Below are 18,910 nucleotides of genomic sequence, written 5' to 3' on the forward strand. Positions count from 1 at the left end.
CACAGCACAATGCTGTGGCGGCGTAACAATCCGTCAGCAGGAGGTGAGTCGCGGAACTCCGATAGCGATACCCTGGTTGCAAATTCTGCAAATTCCCTTGTAATTGGTTTGTCGTGCTCTTATGCTGAGCATTAAACGGGCAAAATCCAGTGAGTGCCGCCCGTTCCAACGGCGCTTTCAACATTGTCAGGAGTCACCCGTGTCATCAGATGGGGCAAGTAACACGGCAAAACCAAGCAACAAGGCAAAACCAAAAAGTGCCGGCCAAGGCAATGAATCGGGTCGGTTTCTAAATTCAATTGAACGTTTGGGAAACAGGATTCCAAACCCGACCATCATGTTTGTGTACCTGATAGCGCTCGTCGCGGTCCTGTCTGCCATTCTTTCCTGGGCAAACGTCAAGGTCACCGACACTGTCTTGACCCCGGTCCCCACTGAACAGCTCCAGCATCTCAATGACGCTCTCGGCGGCACGCTCGTGCCCTTTGACACGTCAACCGGCATGGCGGTCACGCTTCCGGAATACACAGTCAGCGAACAAACCTTCGCCGTCCACAATCTGCTCTCGGCTGACGGCCTGCAGGTGTTCTTCTCCTCATTCGTTGACAACTTTGCGGCGTTCAGCGTCGTTGCGGTTGTACTTGTCGCCATGGCCGGAGTTGGCGTCGCCGAGCATGCGGGCCTCATGGCAGCGTTGATCCGAAAGATCGTGAACGTGGCCCCGCGCTGGTCCCTCGCATTCATCCTGATATTTGTCGGCGTGCTGTCCTCAGTAGCCTCGGACGCGGGCTACCTGATCTTGATCCCGTTGTCCGCTGCGGCATTCCTGTCGGTTGGCAGACATCCGCTGGCCGGCATGGCAGCGGCTTTCGCTGGCGTCGGTGCCATTTTCGGTGTCAACCTCTTGATCACCCCATCCGATTCCATGATGACCGAGATCACCAATGAAGCCCTCGGCAACATTGGCGCGGCGCCGCTCTCCGTCACCGCCAACTTTTACTTCAGCATTGTCTGCTCGGTGGTCCTGACGCTGGTGGCCGTTCTGGTCACCGTTAAAATTGTGGAGCCGCGGTTGGGCAAGTACGAGATGTCCGACCCCCTGGCGGCAAACTCGGAAGAAGACGTTGATGAGGCAGCCGAGTCCCGTGGGCTCAAGTTCGCCCTCTGGTCCTTCCTCGGCGTCGCCGTCGTCATCCTGGCACTATCGTTGCCGCCCGGTGCACCCCTCCGTGACACGGAAACGGGGCAGTTGATCGGGGCAACGCCGTTCATGGCCAGCCTGATCTTCATCATCTCGCTGGCATTTTTAATCTGCGGCATCTTTTATGGACTTGGGGCCAAGACCCTGCGTGGCGGCGACGAGGTGGTCGGGGCGATTTCAAAGACGTTTGCCAGCCTGGGCGGACTGCTCATCATGTTCTTGATGATCGCCCAGTTCATCGCGCTGTTCAACTGGACCAACCTGCCCACGATTGCCGCCGTCGAAGCAGCCCAGCTGCTGGAGCAGGCCAGCATTCCGGCAGTGCTGTTGCTGATCGCATTCATCCTGGTGATCTTCCTGCTGGACATCATCCTTCCCGGCCTCGTACCAAAATGGGCCATCTTCGCCCCGATTTTCCTCCCAATCTTTGCCTCGCTCGACGTCGCGCCCCAAACACTGCTGGCCGCCTACCGGGTGGGCGACTCTCCCATGAACGTACTCACTCCCTTGATGGTCTATCTGCCCTTCATCGTCACGATTGCCCAGCGCTACAAGAAGGACGCCGGCATCGGCACGGTCATCGCCCTGATGATCCCGTACACCCTGTGGATCCTGGTCGCCTGGATCGCACTTTTCGCAGCCTGGTTCCTGTTGGGCATCCCGTGGGGTCCCGGCGCACCCGTAAACATGTGAACCGCGTATCCCCTGCCCTGCGACCCGTATTTCACGAAACCTTTGAAAGGCTTGCCACCATGAACACCACAGCCAGCGTCATTCCTTCCCACTCGGCACCATTTGCCGTCCAAGTGGTCACCAAGGGAACACCGGATGTCGATGCCATCTGTGTGCCGGTGCTGGTCAACGGATCCGTCCACGAGGCGCTCGGCGTCGACGCCGACACCCTCTCCCGTGCAGGATTCAGCGCCAAGATCGGTGCCGTCCTCACGCTTCCCAAGAACCCGGTCACCGTCGTTGCCACCGGAATCGGCGAGCCCGGCGCCCTGACAGCCGCCGGGATTCGTGATGCCGCAGCGGCCTTTGCCGGTGCAACGGTCCACGCCCGGCGTCTGGCGGTGCTCCTGGCGCCCGTGCCGAATCTCGATGTGGCCGCTGCTGCCGCCGCCGTCGTCGAGGGGGTGCTGCTGGCACGCTACCACTTTGATCTGCGGACCACACCGGCGGCCAGCGTTCCGGTCGAGGAACTTGTGCTCGTCGTCGACAGCGCGCATGAGGCCGACGCACAGTCCGGTGCCGACCGTGGCCGGGTCACGGCACGCGCAACCATGCTGGCGCGCGATCTGGCCACGTCCCCTGCGGGGATGCTCACGGCAACCCGCATGGCGGATGTGGCGGCGTCCCTCGGTGCGGAATTCGGCTTTGACGTTGAGGTCTTCGACAAGCAAGCGCTCGTGGAGCTTGGCTGCGGAGGGCTGCTGGGCGTGAACAAGGGTTCGGTGGAGCCACCCCGCATGATCGTGATGCGCTACCGGCCAAACGGTACTTCCACAGGGCACCTGGCACTCGTGGGCAAGGGCATCATGTACGACTCCGGCGGCATCAGCCTCAAGCCCGGGGATTTGTCTCACTCCCAGATGAAAAATGACATGACCGGTGCGGCCGACATCCTCGGGGCGATGACAACCCTGACCGCCCTCGGCTGCCCCGCCGAGGTCACGGCATACCTCATGTGCACGGACAACATGCCGTCAGGTTCGGCCATGCAACTGGGTGATGTGCTGGTGACCCGTGGCGGAAAGACCGTCGAGGTGCTCAATACCGACGCCGAAGGCCGCCTTGTCATGTCCGACGCACTTGTCCTGGCAGTGGAGGCGGGCGCGGAGGCCATTGTCGACATTGCGACGCTGACGGGTGCCTGCTTGCGCACCTTTGGCACGGAAATCGCTGGTCTCATGGGCAACAACGAAGGCATCCTCACACAGGTGGAGGCGGCGGCATCGGCCACGGACGAGCCGGTGTGGCGGCTGCCGCTGCCGCCGCGTTTGCGCGCCGACCTCGACTCGGACATTGCCGACCTCAAGAACATTGGCGGCGTGAACGCCGGATCGATCACCGCCGGGCTGTTCCTGCAGGAATTTGTGGCAGGAACGCCCTGGGCCCACATCGATATCGCCGGCACCGCGCAGGCCCCGGCGGCGGGCAGGTGGATCCCGCGCGGGCCCACAGCCTTCGGCACCCGGCTGCTGGTTGAACTGGCCCTCGGATTCCAGTCACCCGCCGCCAACTAACCCATGGATCGCTTCGCCATCACGGAAAACGCACAATGAGCCGGACACAACGAGGCCCTCAAGGACGTCTTTGTGACAGTCAGCAACCACCGTCGCGCTTGAGATCGAACATGGGCATTTGGACATGACCGAACCCACGCTGATGATCCTGATCTTGGCCGCAACCGTCGCCATTTTTGTGTGGAACAAGATCCCTGTTGAGATAGCGGCAATCGGCGTGGCCCTGCTCCTCTTTGCCACCGGGATCATCAATGTCAACGACACCTTCGCAGGTTTTGGCTCCCAGACAGTCATCCTCATCGCAGCGCTCTTCGTCGTCGCGGAGGCCATGGATGCCGCAGGCATCACTACCTGGATGGGCGGTCTGCTGGTGCGCTTTGCTGGCGACAGCCGGTCCCGCCTGATCGCCTTGATCATGCTGTTCACCGCGTTACTTACCGCCATTATCAGCGTCAACGGCGCCGTGGCAGCATTGCTGCCCATGGTGGTGGTGCTGGCAGTGCGCCTCGGCCGGGAACCTGGCCAGCTGCTCATGCCCATGGCTTTTGCCGCCCATGCCGGATCCCTCCTGGTGCTGACCGGTTCACCTGTGAACATCTTGATTTTTGAGGCGGCCATTGATGCCACCGGGGACGGCATCGGCTTCTTCGAGTTTGCCCTGGTGGGGCTGCCGTTGCTCATTGGCACCATTGTCATTGCGATTTATCTGGGGCCGAAGCTGCTGCCTCAACGGGTGCCGGAGGCAACACCCAAGGATCTTAGCGATCATCCGCGCGTCATCCTGAGCCACTACTGGCCGGAGGAACACGAACTGATCAGGCTCCGCATTCCGGCAGGAAGCACCCATGCTGGGCAGTCGATCGAGGGAGTGCTGCCGGCAACCCTTGGAGACGTGCACCTGATCAGTGTGCAGGATTCGGAGGGGAAACCACTGACACAGGTCAACCTTGAGGCAGGCAATTACCTGGTGGTCCGGGGAACAACCACGGACATTTCAGACTTCGCCCTCGAACACGACCTGTCGGTCGAGGCCTCCGAAGGGCGTGGCGTCGCCTGCGGACTTGTCAGCAAGTCCTTCGGTGTGGCGGAGGTCCTTGTGTCCCCCCGGTCAAACTTGATCGGCACCGATGTTTACCCCGGCATGATCACGGAGAGCGGGTCCCTGGTGGTGCTGGCGCACCAGCGGGCCGGACAGGCCACGGCCGGCTACGCGCCTGCCACAGGGGCCAATGCCGTCAGGTCTGGCGACACGTTGTTGCTGCAGGGCAGTTGGGCGGCTCTCGACAAACACACCCAAGACCAAAACGTCCTTCTCGTCGATTCCCCGGACGCCATCCGCCGCCAAACAGTCCCCCTGGGCCCCGGAGCCATCCCGGCACTGGTGATTCTGGCCGCCATGGTCATCATGATGACCACCAACATCGTTCCGGCGGCTGTCGCGGCCCTGCTGGCCGCCATGGCCATGGTGCTGAGCCGGGTCGTCACGATCGGCCAGGCACACCGGTCCATGGCCTGGCAGACCCTGATCCTGGTCGCCGGGATGATCCCGCTCTCGGCCGCCATCACCAAGACAGGCACCGCCACGGTGCTGGCCGACGGCATTGTCACGCTGACGGGCGGCGGCAGCCCCTACCTGCTGCTGATCGGCATCTTCCTTGTCACGGCAGTGCTCGGGCAGCTCATCAGCAACACGGCCACCGCGCTGATCATCATCCCCATCGCCCTTTCGGTCGCCACGGAGGCCGGCCTGTCTCCCCTCACGGTGCTCATGTGTGTCAGCGTGGCCTCCGCCGCGGCGCTCCTGACGCCCATCGCCACCCCGGCCAACATGATGATCATGCGCCCGGCCGGCTACAAGTTCGGCGACTACTGGAAGTTCGGCGCCATCATCATGGCTCTTTACCTTGTGGTGGCGGTGTTCCTGGTCCCGGTCTTCTGGCCGTTCTAGCTCCCCGCATTGCTGTTATGACGAAGTTTCCGGGGATGCAGAAAAGTCCCCGGTCCGAAGACCGGGGACTTTTCTTTATTGTTGCGGGGACAGGATTTGAACCTGTGACCTCCGGGTTATGAGCCCGGCGAGCTACCGAACTGCTCCACCCCGCGATGTGTTTATTACTTTACCGTCCATTCACCCACAGGCAAAACTATGGGCACGTGACGTTCATCTCCCTGCCGTTGAGGCCTGCAGCCCATTCCCGGCACCTGCACTCCAAGAACGGCAAAGGGCCCGGTCGCCGTGAGGCTGCCGGGCCCTTTGCCGTCAATGCACGACGTCGGAGCTAGGGTGTCGTGCTCGGCGTGGCCTCAGGCGTGGCCGCGGGTGCGGACGCCCCTTCCGCCGCGATGGCTGCCTTGATGGCCGCGTCGAGGCGGTCCTGGGCTTCTCCGTAGGTGGTGAAGTCGCCCTTGGCCAGGGCTGCCTGGCCGTCCTTGATGGCCGCACTGGCGTCGGTGAGCGCCTTTGACAGGGCCGCGTTGTCACCGCCCGCAGCCGGTGTCGATCCGTTTGATTCGCCGGCGGCGGCGTCCGGCACCTTATCCACGCCCGCGTCGCCGGCGGCGGCACCGGAGTCACCCTTGAACAACTGGTCCAGGGCCTCATCCAAGGTGGCCGCGAAGCCGATTTGACTGCCGAAAGCCACCAGCACCCGCTGCAATGTGGGGTACGACGTCGAACCGGTGGATTGCAGGTAGACAGGCTGCACGTACAGCAGCCCCCCACCCACAGGCAGGGTGAGCAGGTTGCCGTTCTTGACCTCGGACTGGCCCAGGGTCAGCACGTTCAGCTCATTGGAGACCGTTGGGTCGGTCTGGAAGGTGTTTTGCACCTGGCCCGGTCCGGGAACCTGCGTGTCCACAGGCAGCTCCAGCAACTGCAGTTTCCCGTAGTCGGGGCTCTTGACACCCTTGACGTGTCCGGCGTCGCCGTTGGCAGCCATGAAGCCGTACAACACGTTGCGCGAGTCCGTGCCGGCAACCTCTTGCGGAATGAATGAGGTTGTCAGCGAGAACGCGGTCTTGTCAGCGCCCGGCATTTTCAGCGACAGGTAATACGGCGGCTGCTTGTCAGCGGCCTTCGTCGTGGGGTCGTCCGGGACTGACCAGGCTTCGGTGTTGGCGAAGAACTTGTCTGGATCCGTCACGTGGTACTGGCCGAGCAGTTCACGCTGAACCTTGAACAGGTCCTCCGGGTAGCGCACATGCGACATGACATCGGCCGACATGTCCGAGAGGGGCTTGACGCTGGTGGGGAACACTTTTTGCCAGGCCTGCAGGATGGGATCCTTGGTGTCCCAGGCAAAGAGATCCACGGATCCGTCGTAGGCGTCCACGGTGGCCTTGACCGAGTTGCGGATGTAGTTCACGGATGCGTTGGGAAGTGCAGCGGGACCTCCGGCTGCGGTCAGTGAATCCGTGGTGGCTTCCTGCAGCTGCTGCTGCTGGGAGTAAGGGTAGTAGGAGCTGGTGGCGTAGCCATCAACAATCCACTTGACCTTGCCGTCAACAATTGCCGGGTACGGGTTGCCGTCCAGGGTCAGGTACGGGGCCACCTTGGCCACACGCTCGGCCGGGGTGCGGTCGTAGAGAATCTGTGAATTGTCGTTGACGCCGTTGGTCAGCAGCAGGTCGGTGGACTGGAACTTCAGTGCATACATGATGCGGTTGAACCAGTTGCCCACATTCGGGCCGCCGTTGCCGGTGAACGTGGTCAGCGATTCGGAGCCGGTGTCCTTGCTGTCCGCGCCGTCCTTGCTGTCTGCGCTGCCGTCGGTGGTGCCCTGCGGGCGGTCCAACTCAATGGGAGTGGTGCCTTCCGGTGCACCCACCAGCGAATAATCGGTCATCGACTGGCCGAAGTAGATGCGCGGCTGGTAGCTGCTGTCGGTGCCCAGCTTGCCCTCGGAAGGCACACCCTTCTGCATGAATTCCGGTTTGCCGTCCGCCGTCACGGTGTTGCCGTAAGCCGCAACCATGCCGTAGCCGTGGGTGTACACCAAGTGCTGGTTGTACCAGTTCTGCTGCGCGGGATTCAGGCCCTGGGGGTTGAGTTCACGCACGGCCAGGACGGCGTCCTGGACCTTGCCGTCGATCGTGTACCTGTCAACGTTGAGCGTCTTGGGGAACTCGTAGTACGGGCGGTACTGCTCCAGTTCGCGGAACGTGGCCGAGAGCAGGTTGGGGTCCAGGAGCCGGATGTTTGCGGCGGTGTCCGCATCCTGGCGCAGTGCCCCGGCCTCGGCTGTGACCTTGGCGTTGTACGGGGTGACTTCCATGCCCGTCAGCCCATACGCGTCACGGGTCATCTGGATGTTGCGGTCAATGAACGGCGCTTCCTTGGACCCTTGTGAGGGCTTCACCTGCCATTCCTGGACTGCCCACGGGTAAATGCCACCGGCGACAATGGCCGTGACGACCAGCATGCCGGTGCCGATCAAGGGCAGCTTCCACTTGCCCATGAACGCGGCAACGATGAACAAGATGGCCACAATGATGGCCGCTGCGGCGAGAATGGCCTTGGTGGGAATGACTGCGTTGACGTCGGTGAACAAGGCGCCGGAACGGTAGCCGCCGTTGTCCTGGAGTGTCCCGTAGCGGCCAAGCCAGAAGTTGGCGGCAAGCAGGAGGAGGAAGACGCCGGCCAGAATCGCAATATGGATTTGGGCTGCACGGGAGGTGAAAATCCCGCGTTCCGTAAGGCGGATGGCGCCGTAAAGGTAGTGTGTGAGCAATCCGGCGATGAACGCAATCACCGTGACGCTGATCAGCATTCCGGCAAGGAAGCCAAGGAACGGCAGCGTGTTGGTGTAGAAACTGATGTCCAAACCAAATTCAGGGTCCGTGGAGCCGAAGGGGACACGGTAAAGGAACAACATCACTTTTTCCCACTGTGCCATGGCTGCGGTGCCGGCAAACAGTCCAAAGACCACAGGGACACCCACCATGACGACGCGCCGGATCGGTTCCAACTGTGCCTGGTAGCGCCCGAGGTTGTCCTCGCGGGCATTGTCCGGGGCGTACACCGGGCGGGCCTTGTAGGCGGCCCGGATGGAGAAATACACACCAACGGCCATGATCAGGAACCCGGCAAGGAAAATCAGCAATTTTGCGATGCGTTCCGTCCAGAACACTTCGGAGAAGCCGATCTGGTTGAACCACAGGAGGTCGGTATAGACCCCGGAGAAAATAAGCACGGCAACGACCAATACGGCCACCACAATAATGGTGGGCATCAGCGCGCTGCGGCGTTTGGGCCTCACTGACCTGCTTGGCGAAGGGGATGGTCGGGATGTCACTCTCTACCTCTTACTCAACTGATGTACATGAAATTGGTGCCGGGTGCTTCTATACTTCTGCCACGAATGGTCCGCGGCCTAAGTTCCGTGTGATGCGTAATCGTTACTTGAAAGAATCCCACCATGGCGCTGCGCGGGCTAGCTGCAGGTGGGCAATGTCGAACCGTCCTTGCCGGAGCCGATCAGGGAAACAGCGTCGTAAGCTTCTTTGAGCGTGGTGACCTTGATGACCTGGAGCCCCTTGGGGACGTGGCCCACAACGTCGCCACAGTTGGCCCCGGGAGCCAGGAAGAAATTGGCGCCGCTGCTGCGGGCACCAACCATCTTTTGTGCGATGCCACCAATGGCTCCGACATTGCCCTGCGGATCAATGGTGCCGGTGCCGGCAAATTGTTTGCCTCCGGTGAGTTCCCCGGGAGTCAGGTTGTCCATGATCCCCAGCGCAAAGATCATGCCTGCACTGGGTCCGCCAATGTTCTCCAGCGAGATCTGCACATCGAAGGGGAACTTGAAGGTGTTCTGCAGGGCAATCCCGAGCAGGTATTTGCCTTCATCACCCAATTTGGGTGTTACGGCAAGCGTCTTTTCCGCACCGTCGCGGCGGACTCCAATGTCCACCGGTGCGCCTTTGCCCTCGGCCAGGACCGTCTGGATCACCTTCAGGTCGGTGACCTTTTGGCCGCCGATGGTGAGCAGGACGTCGTCGGGCTTCAAAATTCCGGAGGAGGCCCCGCCTTCGGGGATGGAAGCCACGGCAAGGTTGGACTCAAAGTCGATGCCGAGTGTGCTCATTGCCGCTGCCGTGGCGTTTTCCTGCGAGCCGGTCATGGCGGCGGAGTTCTCGCTGTTGACGGCTTCCTGGCTGATGCCGGGTGCGTAGATGAGCTCGGCCGGGTAGATGGTGTGCGACGGCGTGAGCCAGGACCGCAGCGCGTCAAAGAAGTTGATCTGGCTGTCGGGAAGCCCGCCGGCCATGTGCACAGTGGTGAGGTCGAGGCTGCCGCTGCTTGCGGGGAAGCTTTCATGTCCGGTGACGGTGATGACCGGATGGCCGTTGATCTCACCGATGGTGTTGATGGCCGGGCCCGGGGACTCAATCACGTACGGGACGGGGATTGTCATGGCGGCCACGGCCAGCACCACCGACAGGACACCTGAAACCACCATCAGTGAGAATCTGCGGTCGCGGATGGGGCTTGCCGGCTTGGCCGTTTCTAAAGTCTCCTGGCTCAAAGCTGTGACCTTTCCAACCTCTTCTGGGTCTCATCGACCTCCCCACCGAAAAACGGGTGCCGACCACCCAGCCTACTGTGTTCAGTTGTGTTGTGCTTGTGAGCAGGCTGGGAGTGGACGGTGAATCAGTGCACTTCCGCAGGACAGGCCGGGTGCCCTTTGCCTAGAGCGAACAGCAGCCCGCCATGGGGCGACAACGCAGGACGACGGCGGTAACGTGAAGATACTCAGCGTCCACGCCAACGAACGGGCCATCATGTCTTCCACACCAGCCAACAACGACGACGAAACCCCGAAGGATCCGCTGCAGGAAATGCTCGCGAAGCTTTTGGGCGAACAGGGCATGGAAGGCTTTGATCCTGCAGAGCTGGCCAAGGCCGCCGGACTGCCCTCCGACCCCAACGTGCTGGCGCAGATGTTCTCCCAGGTCCAGAACATGATGAGCGGTTCCTCAGACACGCCCGTCAACTGGGACCTTGCCCGCGATGCCGCCAGGAAAGCGGCCGCCGGTGACGATCCGTCCGTCACTCCCACGCAGCAGCATGAAGTTGATGAAGCCCTGCGCCTGGCCGAGATGTGGCTCGACCCGTTCACCGATCTTGCCGCCACAGCCATCATTGGCCGTGCGTGGTCGCGTGCCGAATGGGTTGAGGAAACGCTGGGCACCTGGCAGCGGCTGACGGAGCCGGTGGCCAACAGCATCGCCTTTGCCATCTCCACGGCCATGAATGAACAGCTTCCCGAGGAAATGAAGTCCATGATGGGAGACGCCGCTTCCATGATGCAGAACATGGGCGGTGCCTTGTTCGGCCTGCAACTTGGCCAGGCTGTTGGCGCACTGGCCAAGGAGGTCGTGGGCTCCACCGACATTGGCATCCCCCTGGCTGACCTGCAAATGGCCCTCCTGCCTGCCAACGTCAAGGCGTTTGGTGAGGGCCTTGAAGTGCCCGAACAGGAAGTCCGTTTGTTCCTCGCCCTCCGCGAGGCCGCCCACGCCCGCCTGTTCGTACAGGTTCCGTGGTTGCGCGGACACCTGCTCGGAGCCATCGAATCCTACGCCCGCGGCATCCACATCGACATGTCGAGGATTGAGGACCTGGCCCACAACCTTGATCCGGCCAATCCCGAAGCCATGCAGGCCGCACTGTCCGAGGGCGTTTTCATGCCTGCACGCACGCCGGAGCAGGACGCCGCACTGGAAAAATTGGAAACAGCCCTTGCCCTCGTTGAAGGCTGGGTGGACGAGCTGACCTTTGAGGCGGCCGCCAATCTGCCGTCCGCTGCTGCCATTCGGGAGACGATCCGGCGCCGCCGTGCAACCGGCGGCCCGGCCGAGCACGCGTTCGGCTCCTTGGTTGGCTTGGAACTGCGTCCGCGCAGGCTCAGGGAGGCGGCCGCCTTATGGGCATCGCTGAAGGAACAGCGCGGCATCGTGGGCCGTGACGCCATCTGGGCACACCCAGATCTGCTGCCCACCTCTGCAGACCTGGATGACGCCGCCGGTTTCAGCGCCCGTCGCAGCGCCGCCGACGCCTCCGAATCCGACGTCGACGCCGCACTGGCCAAGCTGTTGGACGGCGGCTTCGAAAGCATTGGCACCGATTCCGATTCAGATGATTCTGCTTCGAGCGGGACGGGCCCCGACAGTTCCGCCCGCGACTCCGGTTCCGACGACGACAAGGGCACGCAGGGCACCGAAACGGACAAGTAGGCGCTGCTTTTTAGGCTCCGGGGCGGCAAGGTTCATGCGTTGGTGGTTCGTCCACCGTGAATGACGGTTGCCGCCCCGGAGTCTTTTTATCCGCCCTGCCAAATACTCCGCTTCGCCACCCAGGGCACCACGTCAGTCCATGTCACCGCTGCCGGCTGCCAAGTCATCCCCCTCGTCAAGGCCGTTTTCCATGCCGCTGATGTTTCGGGCTGCGGAAAATGATGCCCCTGCCAAAAACGCCTTCGCCGTTTCAAGTTGCGGGTAGCCGGCGAGTTCAGCCCAAAATGCTGGGCTGTGGTTGGCATGAATCAGGTGTGCAAGCTCGTGCAACAACACATAGTCGAGCACCCATTCGGGCATGCCCTGCACATGGTGGGAGATCCTGATGGTCTTGCGGGCCGGCGTTGCAGAACCCCACCGGTCATTTTGATTCGTCACCCACCGCACGGACACCGGCACGGCACCCGAGCCCAGATACTTCCTTGACAGCATCATGCTGCGTTGCATGAGGGCTTCGTTGCTGGCGGGCACCCCGCGCCGTCCCGCCTGCGCCTGCGTGCCTTGTTCCAGTCGGGCAACCATGCGAGGCACCCAATACTGTTCATCTTCAAGGCTCAACCGTGCAGGCACGGCAATTACGGCCTGTCCGTCCTCCCAGAAGGCGGCCAGGCCTGTTTTGCGCCTGGCGGTCCGCCTGACGACAACAGGTTCACCGTTGCTGCGTTTGTGTGCCGAATACGAGTCGCCCAGCGGTCCTGGTGTTCCAGTGCCGATGGGTTGGCGTCCGGGGACGGCTCCGGGCTTGCGGCGGGGCATTGGACGCTGTGCTGATGGTGCGGGCATGCTTCGACGCTACAACGAAACTGCCACCAATTTGAATGTTGAGTCAGAGATTGTGGATAACGGCGGCCTGTGGACAACTTCGCACGCGCTCACCGCCAAAGTGCGATGATCAAAAGTGCAAACACTTCCACTGAACAACCGGAACGCTGCGGGAGGCCGCCATGACCACCATCAACCCGGGCCTCCGGCTCGTGCGTCGCGGGACGGACAGCGTTCAGATCGGATTGGGTGCCGGCGGGTTGATTCTGGCCGGCCTGCAGGAAGCCGATCTGGCGTTTGTTGAGGCACTCCATCGTGGCATCGCCGATGACCTGGTGCTGGAGCAGGCCTTCTCCTTCGGCGTGGATGCACTTCGGGCACAGGAGATCTGCGTCAAGCTGGCGGGCCTGCTCTTCAGCGATGCCGAACTCCACACACAGGGGTACCGGGCAGAGCGGCTGCTGCCGGAACACTCGGCACTTCTGGGTTTGTACCAACAACCATGCCGGGACTTCATGGCCAGGCGGGAACACGCCGTCGTTCATCTTGTGGGTTTGGGACGCACCGGCGCGGCACTGGCTGCTGTCTTGGTGGGCGCCGGGGTGGGCACCCTTCTGCTGGAGGATGACTGTCCCGTGGCCGCAACCGACGTCAGCCCCGGCTCGTTCAGGCTCAGTGACATTGGGCTGGCACGTTCGGTCGCCGTGCGCCGGCACCTGCTCCGGATCGATCCCAGCTGCCACGCGCACGTGGTGCACGACGGCGGGGCCGGAGGTCTCAGCCTGCGCTACCTTGACCTTGCCATTGTGGTGGGCCACGACGTTGTGCCCACCCACACGGCTGCACGGTTTCTTGCCGCTGAACGGCCACACCTGTTTGTGCTGGTCCGGGAACAGGACGGTACTGTCGGGCCTTTGGTCATGCCCGGTGAAACGGCGTGCGCCGAGTGCGTTGAGCGGCACCGCGGCCTCAACGACCCGCAATGGCTTGATGTGTGCAGCCAGCTGGCCGCCGGCGTGGTGCCCTCGCAGGACCGGCGGCCCCGGGCCGAACTGATGGAGGGTACGGCCCTGGCCGCAACGCTGGCCGGCACCGCCGGCACCCATGTTCTGTTGTTCCTGGACGCCGTCAACCAACCAAGTTCATGGTCCTCAGTACTGACGTTTCATCCTGACAACGGCAGGTGGACACAGCAGCAATTCGCCACCCATCCCGACTGCGGCTGCCAGTGGCAAAATCAGTCCTTGGCCACAATTTCCAACACGGCCTCGCCGTAACGCTCCAGTTTCGCTGGCCCCACACCGGGCAGGGCTGCAAGAGCGTCAAGGTCTTGCGGTGCGGCCTCGGCGATGGCCATCAAGGTGGCATCCGTAAAGACGACAAAGGCGGGCACGGCAGCGGTCGTGGATTCTGCAAGCCGCCATTGGCGCAGCTCGTCGAAGACAGCCTCGTCGTATCCTGGCGGGCAGTCTGGGCAGCGTCCCACTTTTCGTTCAGCACCGGTATTGAGGATTTTCCCACATACCCTGCACACCGAGGGCCCGGCCACTTTTCTGGACTTGCGGGCCGTCGTCTGGCGCGGTCCTGTCGGGGCCCCACCCACTGAGTTGGGCCGCAGACCGTCAAGGAACCTTGAGGGTTTGCGGTTGGCCCGCCCTCCGGGCGTGCGCGCCGTCGACCACGAAAAATTCAGGAATTCCCGGGCCCGGGTGATTCCCACATACAACAGCCTGCGCTCTTCATCGACGGTTTCGGGCGTGTCGGCAAAGGAAATCGGCATGAGCCCCTCGCTGAGCCCAACCAGGAACACGGCGTCCCATTCCAGGCCCTTGGCCGAGTGCAGCGAGGCAAGGGTTACGCCCTGGACGGTGGGTGCGTGCTGGGCCGAGGCCCGGTCCTGCAGTTCTGCCACAAAATCAATCAACGTGAACGTGTGCTCGGGGGTGCTGCGCGACAGTGCCAGTTCGTCGGCCAAGGCAACAATGGCCGACAATGACTCCCAGCGTTCCCGCACGGCACCGCCGGTCTTGGGTGCTTCAGGGAGCCAGCCCAGGTTGCCGAGGATGTCACGCACCAGCTGGCCCAATTTCTCATCCTCGGCTGCCCGGGAGGCCGCCCGCAATTGCAGCATTGCGTCTCGGACTTCCTTACGGGCAAAGAAACGCTCGCCGCCGCGCAGCTGATAGCCGACGCCCACAGCCGTGAGCGCCTGCTCGTAAGCTTCAGATTGGCCGTTGGTCCTGAACAGCACGGCGATTTCACTTGCCTGGGTGCCGTTGGCAATCAAAGCCTTGATCCTGGCTGCAACCGCTGCCGCCTCGGCTTCATCGTCGCTGCATTCAAGAAATTCAGGTGCCGGTCCGCCAGGCCGCTGGGCCACCAGTTCCAAGGGTTTGGACCACAGTGCATCAGCGCTGAGACCGCCGCTGCGGCGACTGCTGAGCAGGGTGTTCGCCAGTCCCACGACCTGCGGGGTCGACCTGTAGTCACGCACTAGTTTCACCACACCCGAGGCCGGAAAACGCTTGGGAAAGTCAAGGAGGTGCCGTGGCGTTGCCCCAGTAAAAGAGTAAATCGTCTGGCTGGCATCTCCGACGACGCACAGTTCCTCACGCCCGCCCAGCCACAAATCAAGCATGCGCTGCTGGAGCGGAGACACATCCTGGTATTCGTCAACAACAAAATGCCTGTACTGGTCGCGCACCGTGGCGGCCACGCGCGGGTCCTCCTGCAAAATGCCGACGGTAATCAGCAGCACGTCCTCAAAGTCAATGAGGTTCCGGTCCGCCTTCACATCCTCATAGGCCTGGAAAAGGCGGCCCACCGCGACCTTGTCGAGGCCGCCGGGCTCCCCGCGGTCCTCAGCCTTGAGCAGGTACGTCTCCGGCGTCAGCATCGAGACCTTGGCCCACTCAATCTCAGCGGCCAGGTCACGGATGGCCGCCCTGTCGGTGGGCAGGCGCAGGCGCCGTGCGGCCTCGGCGATGATCTGGGCCTTGTGTTCCAGCAGACCCGGCAGTTGACCTCCGACGGCGTGCGGCCAAAAATATTGCAGCTGCCGCAACGCTGCCGCATGGAAGGTGCGGGCCTGCACTGTGCCTACGCCCAGGTCGCGGAGACGGGTGCGCATCTCAGCTGCCGCCCTGGCGGTGAAGGTCACTGCCAGCAGCCTGTTGGGATTGTAAACACCCGTGTGCACGCCATAGGCGATGCGGTGCGTGATGGCGCGGGTTTTTCCGGTGCCGGCGCCGGCCAGGACACACAATGGTCCGCTCAAGGTGGTGGCAACTGTGCGCTGTTCCTCGTCCAACCCGGCAAGGATGCGTTCCTCGGCTGTCCTTTCATCCATGACGGGCAGCCCTGATTGCTGAGGGTCAAAACTCATGACTCTTCACCAGGTTCCAGGATGCGGCCCCCGTACCAGTGCTCAATCAGGGAACGGGCAATGGAAAGCCTGTGCGACACCACTGCTTCACCGCTGAACACGGCCGCCTGCAGCTCGTCCCGGCTAAACCAGCGTGCGGCCCTGACTTCAACGTTGTCAGGCGTCGGCACGGTGTCGTTCGTGTAGCCCATGAATCCCAGCATCAACGATCGCGGGAACGGCCAGGCTTGGGACGAAACGTAGCTCAGTGCGTGCAGCTGGACACCGACTTCTTCGGCAATCTCACGCACGGCCGCGCGCTCGGCGCTCTCCCCTGCCTCAACAAAACCAGCCACAGTCGAATACCGGTTTCCCTCCCATTGGAAGTTGTTGGCCAGCAGGATCCTGTCGTCGCCACCCACAATGGCCACGATGACGGCGGGATCGGTGCGCGGAAAATGTTCCGAGCCATCTTGTCCGCAACGGCGCATCCACCCTGACCACATGGACTCGGTGGGGCACCCACACCGCGGGCAGTGCGTATGGGTGCCATGCCAGTTGGCAACAGCCTGAGCCTCCACAAAGACTTCCACATCAAGTGCGTTCAGGCCTTGGGCGACGTCCCGGTACCCGGCAAACGCGGCCTCCTGCGGCACCCAGGTGAGGTCTTCGGCGTCGTACGGGAGAACCTGGAGCACAATGTCGGTGCCCTCGACCAACTGGTGGTCCTGCCCGGCGAGCACCCTGCCCAAATAGACCAGGTTGGTGCCTGCGGGCAGCGTTTCGGGGAGTATCGCTGGGTCGAGGTAGGCCAAGGCTGCACCGTCCATCAAGGCCTTGCCACGGTGGAAAATTACCACCCGGTGGGATGCTTTTCCCAACACCGCGGCCAGGTACCCTGCTTCGCTGCGTTGCTCGCATTGCCGATCGAGCGCAGTTTCAGGGGATGGATTGGGAATGATCATGTTTCCACCGTACGCATCCGGTCCAAATTTTTGTATTCCGTCCCCGGCAGCTGTGGATAAGCAGGCCTGTGGCCCGGCCCACCAGAACGAGGCCCGAGGGCCCTCCCGGCAAGGAGTTCTTGCGACTCGCCGCCCCAACGGCACCGGGTTGGGGCCTTGGCGTTCTACGGTGGAGGGGTGAGAAGAATGACAGCAATCGAATTGGCCGCGATCGCCAGCGCCGCCGTGCCCGGACTCAACGTCACAGCGTTTGGCCCAGAGCCCGACGATACGGCCGATTTCTGTTCAGCCCTGCTGGTTGACTCGGAAAAACGACGCTGGCGCGTGCGCTCCCCGCGGCACGCAGAGGCCAGCACACGTCTGGAAACCGAGCGCCAGGTTTTGCGCGCCTTCTCCCCCGCCATCCGCGCGGAATTGCCTTTCCTGCTCCCCACTGTGGCCGGGACCGTCAGGCAGGGCGAACTGATCACTTTTGTGTACTCGCACATCCCCGGCAAGTCCGAATCGGTCGAGCACCTTGCCACCGGAAGTGCCGCCCTTGCCCTGGAAATCGGCGCCGCCATTGCCGCCATCCACGATCTGCCGCAGGAACTGGTCACCACCTTTGACCTGCCCAGCTACACAGCAAACGAGTTCCGGCAGCGCAAACTCAACGAACTTGACCAGTCGGCAACCACCGGCAAAATCCCGCCCTCGCTTCTTCGCCGCTGGGAGCATGCCATGGAAGACGTGGCCCTGTGGCGCTTCAATGCCTGCGTTGTCCACGGCGACCTGCACGAAGACAACATCCTGCTCGACGGCGACCAGGTCACGGCAGTCATCGGCTGGACCGACCTGAGGATCGGCGACCCTGCCGACGACTTCGCCTGGCTCGTGGCAGTGAACGACCCCGAGTTTGTCGACACCGTCATGCAGGCCTATGCAGCCGCCCGCAACGAAACGCCCGACCCTCATTTGCTCCGCCGTGCGGCACTCAGCGCAGAGTTTGCGTTGGCCCAGTGGCTCGTGAAGGGCTATGCGGCTGACAGCGCACGCATGGTGGAAGACGCCGAGTCCATGCTGAAGACCTTGGAAGCCGACATCACCTTGCACGGTGGCCAGCCAATCAGCGTCGAGCCGGCTGTGGCCGCTGTTGTCCCGGCAGAGAACTCCGCCGAGATATCGCCCGCCAACTCTGCTGCGCCAACGGAGCTGCCCGAGAAGGATGCAGCTGCCGAGCCTGCAACCGAGGTGCCGGAGAAGGTTGGAGCTGCCGAGCCTGCAACAAAGAAGGCTGATGACGACATAGCAGGTGCGACCGTTGGTAGTGGCACGACCTCCCCCGACTCCCTCGACGACTCCAAGGCGTCGGACACAACTTCCCACAAGGTGGTCCCGGTCAACGCCGCGACGAGCAGCGACGGCGAGACTGGTACGTCTGCGCCAGACTCCGCCAAGGATTCAAACCCAGCTTCAGGCGGAGGCCCTGCTGTCGCCGCAACACCGGGTTCGGCCGACAGGCCTGCCGAAGGCTCCGAAGAAAAGCCAGCTGAAGACGTCGACACCACCGCCATGAAAGTCATTCCGCTAAAGAAGTAGTGGGCCGCATGGCTTCTCGACGGGCTGCGTCATGTCCGCCGGTTCACTTCTTGGCTGGCGGCGCTTGTCGCTCCGTGTTGCTCACGGTGTGGGTGTTGTTGGGCCTGTGTCGGGGTTGCTGCCGGCCGCGGTGCTGGTGGCGGCGGTGCTCTCGTCCGTGCTGGTGGGTGGGTTTAGGACCTTGTTGAGGCGTCGCTTCAACCATTTCGGGTATTGGGTGAGTTGGGGTGTTTCATGCAGCGGTGCCCGATACTTCCCGGACGGGGTGATCCACCCGACCCGGCCATCACTGGTCAGTTTCGGTGTCCAGCCCCGCAAACGAATCTGGTTCCGATACGGCTCCCGATACCGACGATAATTACCATGCCGGTCCTTGTCGTCCTTGAAATGCCGCAACCTGTGATGGGCGGCACATGCCGGCCTCAGGTTCTCCCATGTGGACGTGCCCCCGTGCTCCCACGCCTGCAGATGATCAATATCCGTCAACACCACCGGA

12 protein-coding genes and 1 tRNA gene are annotated in these 18,910 nt (G+C 62.5%); 6 read left to right on the forward strand and 7 right to left on the reverse strand.

Annotation, left to right across the window (positions count from 1 at the left end; all coding sequences use genetic code 11):
* The first annotated feature begins 199 nt into the window (after window positions 1-199).
* The 3 genes from ACT3TS_RS13955 to ACT3TS_RS13965 all read left to right on the forward strand — a co-directional run bounded on the left by ACT3TS_RS13955 (window position 200) and on the right by ACT3TS_RS13965 (window position 5,395).
* Complete coding sequence (locus tag ACT3TS_RS13955) at window positions 200-1,894, forward strand: AbgT family transporter (RefSeq protein ID WP_444532116.1); 1,695 nt, start codon at window positions 200-202, stop codon at window positions 1,892-1,894.
* Window positions 1,895-1,953: 59 nt separating this feature from the next.
* Complete coding sequence (locus ACT3TS_RS13960) at window positions 1,954-3,447, forward strand: leucyl aminopeptidase family protein (RefSeq protein ID WP_444532117.1); 1,494 nt, start codon at window positions 1,954-1,956, stop codon at window positions 3,445-3,447.
* Window positions 3,448-3,571: 124 nt separating this feature from the next.
* Window positions 3,572-5,395 carry an SLC13 family permease gene (locus tag ACT3TS_RS13965; RefSeq protein WP_444532118.1) on the forward strand — a complete coding sequence of 608 codons (1,824 nt, stop codon included), beginning with the start codon at window positions 3,572-3,574 and terminating at the stop codon, window positions 5,393-5,395.
* Between the two features lie 81 nt (window positions 5,396-5,476).
* Here ACT3TS_RS13965 and ACT3TS_RS13970 read toward each other — a convergent pair.
* From ACT3TS_RS13970 to ACT3TS_RS13980, 3 genes are all read right to left on the reverse strand, one after another.
* Window positions 5,477-5,550, reverse strand: a tRNA-Met gene (locus tag ACT3TS_RS13970).
* Between the two features lie 176 nt (window positions 5,551-5,726).
* Window positions 5,727-8,678 (reverse strand): UPF0182 family membrane protein, encoded by a 2,952-nt coding sequence (locus ACT3TS_RS13975; protein ID WP_444532126.1) that lies wholly within the window; start codon window positions 8,676-8,678, stop codon window positions 5,727-5,729.
* A 201-nt stretch (window positions 8,679-8,879) separates the two neighbouring features.
* Window positions 8,880-9,974, reverse strand: coding sequence for a YlbL family protein (locus ACT3TS_RS13980; protein WP_444532119.1), 1,095 nt, complete (start codon window positions 9,972-9,974; stop codon window positions 8,880-8,882).
* A 256-nt stretch (window positions 9,975-10,230) separates the two neighbouring features.
* On the opposite strand from ACT3TS_RS13980, the gene ACT3TS_RS13985 reads away from it, so the two are divergent.
* The gene (locus ACT3TS_RS13985; protein WP_444532127.1) at window positions 10,231-11,685 is read left to right on the forward strand and encodes a zinc-dependent metalloprotease; all 1,455 of its coding nucleotides are present in this window, start codon (window positions 10,231-10,233) and stop codon (window positions 11,683-11,685) included.
* A 132-nt stretch (window positions 11,686-11,817) separates the two neighbouring features.
* On the opposite strand, the gene ACT3TS_RS13990 is transcribed toward ACT3TS_RS13985, so the two are convergent.
* Window positions 11,818-12,528 (reverse strand): YgjP-like metallopeptidase domain-containing protein, encoded by a 711-nt coding sequence (locus tag ACT3TS_RS13990; protein WP_444532120.1) that lies wholly within the window; start codon window positions 12,526-12,528, stop codon window positions 11,818-11,820.
* Window positions 12,529-12,689: 161 nt separating this feature from the next.
* Between ACT3TS_RS13990 and ACT3TS_RS13995 the strand changes: the two genes are divergently transcribed.
* The gene (locus tag ACT3TS_RS13995) at window positions 12,690-13,784 is read left to right on the forward strand and encodes a ThiF family adenylyltransferase (protein ID WP_444532121.1); all 1,095 of its coding nucleotides are present in this window, start codon (window positions 12,690-12,692) and stop codon (window positions 13,782-13,784) included.
* Here the strand turns inward: ACT3TS_RS13995 and ACT3TS_RS14000 are convergent.
* Both ACT3TS_RS14000 and nudC read right to left on the reverse strand, forming a co-directional pair.
* Window positions 13,745-15,892, reverse strand: coding sequence for an ATP-dependent DNA helicase UvrD2 (locus ACT3TS_RS14000; protein ID WP_444532122.1), 2,148 nt, complete (start codon window positions 15,890-15,892; stop codon window positions 13,745-13,747). The genes ACT3TS_RS13995 and ACT3TS_RS14000 overlap by 40 nt on opposite strands.
* The gene (gene nudC, locus ACT3TS_RS14005; RefSeq protein WP_444532123.1) at window positions 15,889-16,836 is read right to left on the reverse strand and encodes an NAD(+) diphosphatase; all 948 of its coding nucleotides are present in this window, start codon (window positions 16,834-16,836) and stop codon (window positions 15,889-15,891) included. Before nudC ends, ACT3TS_RS14000 begins: the two co-directional genes overlap by 4 nt.
* A 186-nt stretch (window positions 16,837-17,022) precedes the next feature.
* On the opposite strand from nudC, the gene ACT3TS_RS14010 reads away from it, so the two are divergent.
* Complete coding sequence (locus ACT3TS_RS14010; RefSeq protein ID WP_444532124.1) at window positions 17,023-18,414, forward strand: phosphotransferase; 1,392 nt, start codon at window positions 17,023-17,025, stop codon at window positions 18,412-18,414.
* Between the two features lie 81 nt (window positions 18,415-18,495).
* Here the strand turns inward: ACT3TS_RS14010 and ACT3TS_RS14015 are convergent.
* On the reverse strand, window positions 18,496-18,910 hold a 415-nt coding region (locus ACT3TS_RS14015; RefSeq protein ID WP_444532125.1), incomplete at its 5' end, for an HNH endonuclease signature motif containing protein.

This window comes from Specibacter sp. AOP5-B1-6 (genome assembly GCF_052376555.1).
Taxonomy (GTDB): domain Bacteria; phylum Actinomycetota; class Actinomycetes; order Actinomycetales; family Micrococcaceae; genus Specibacter.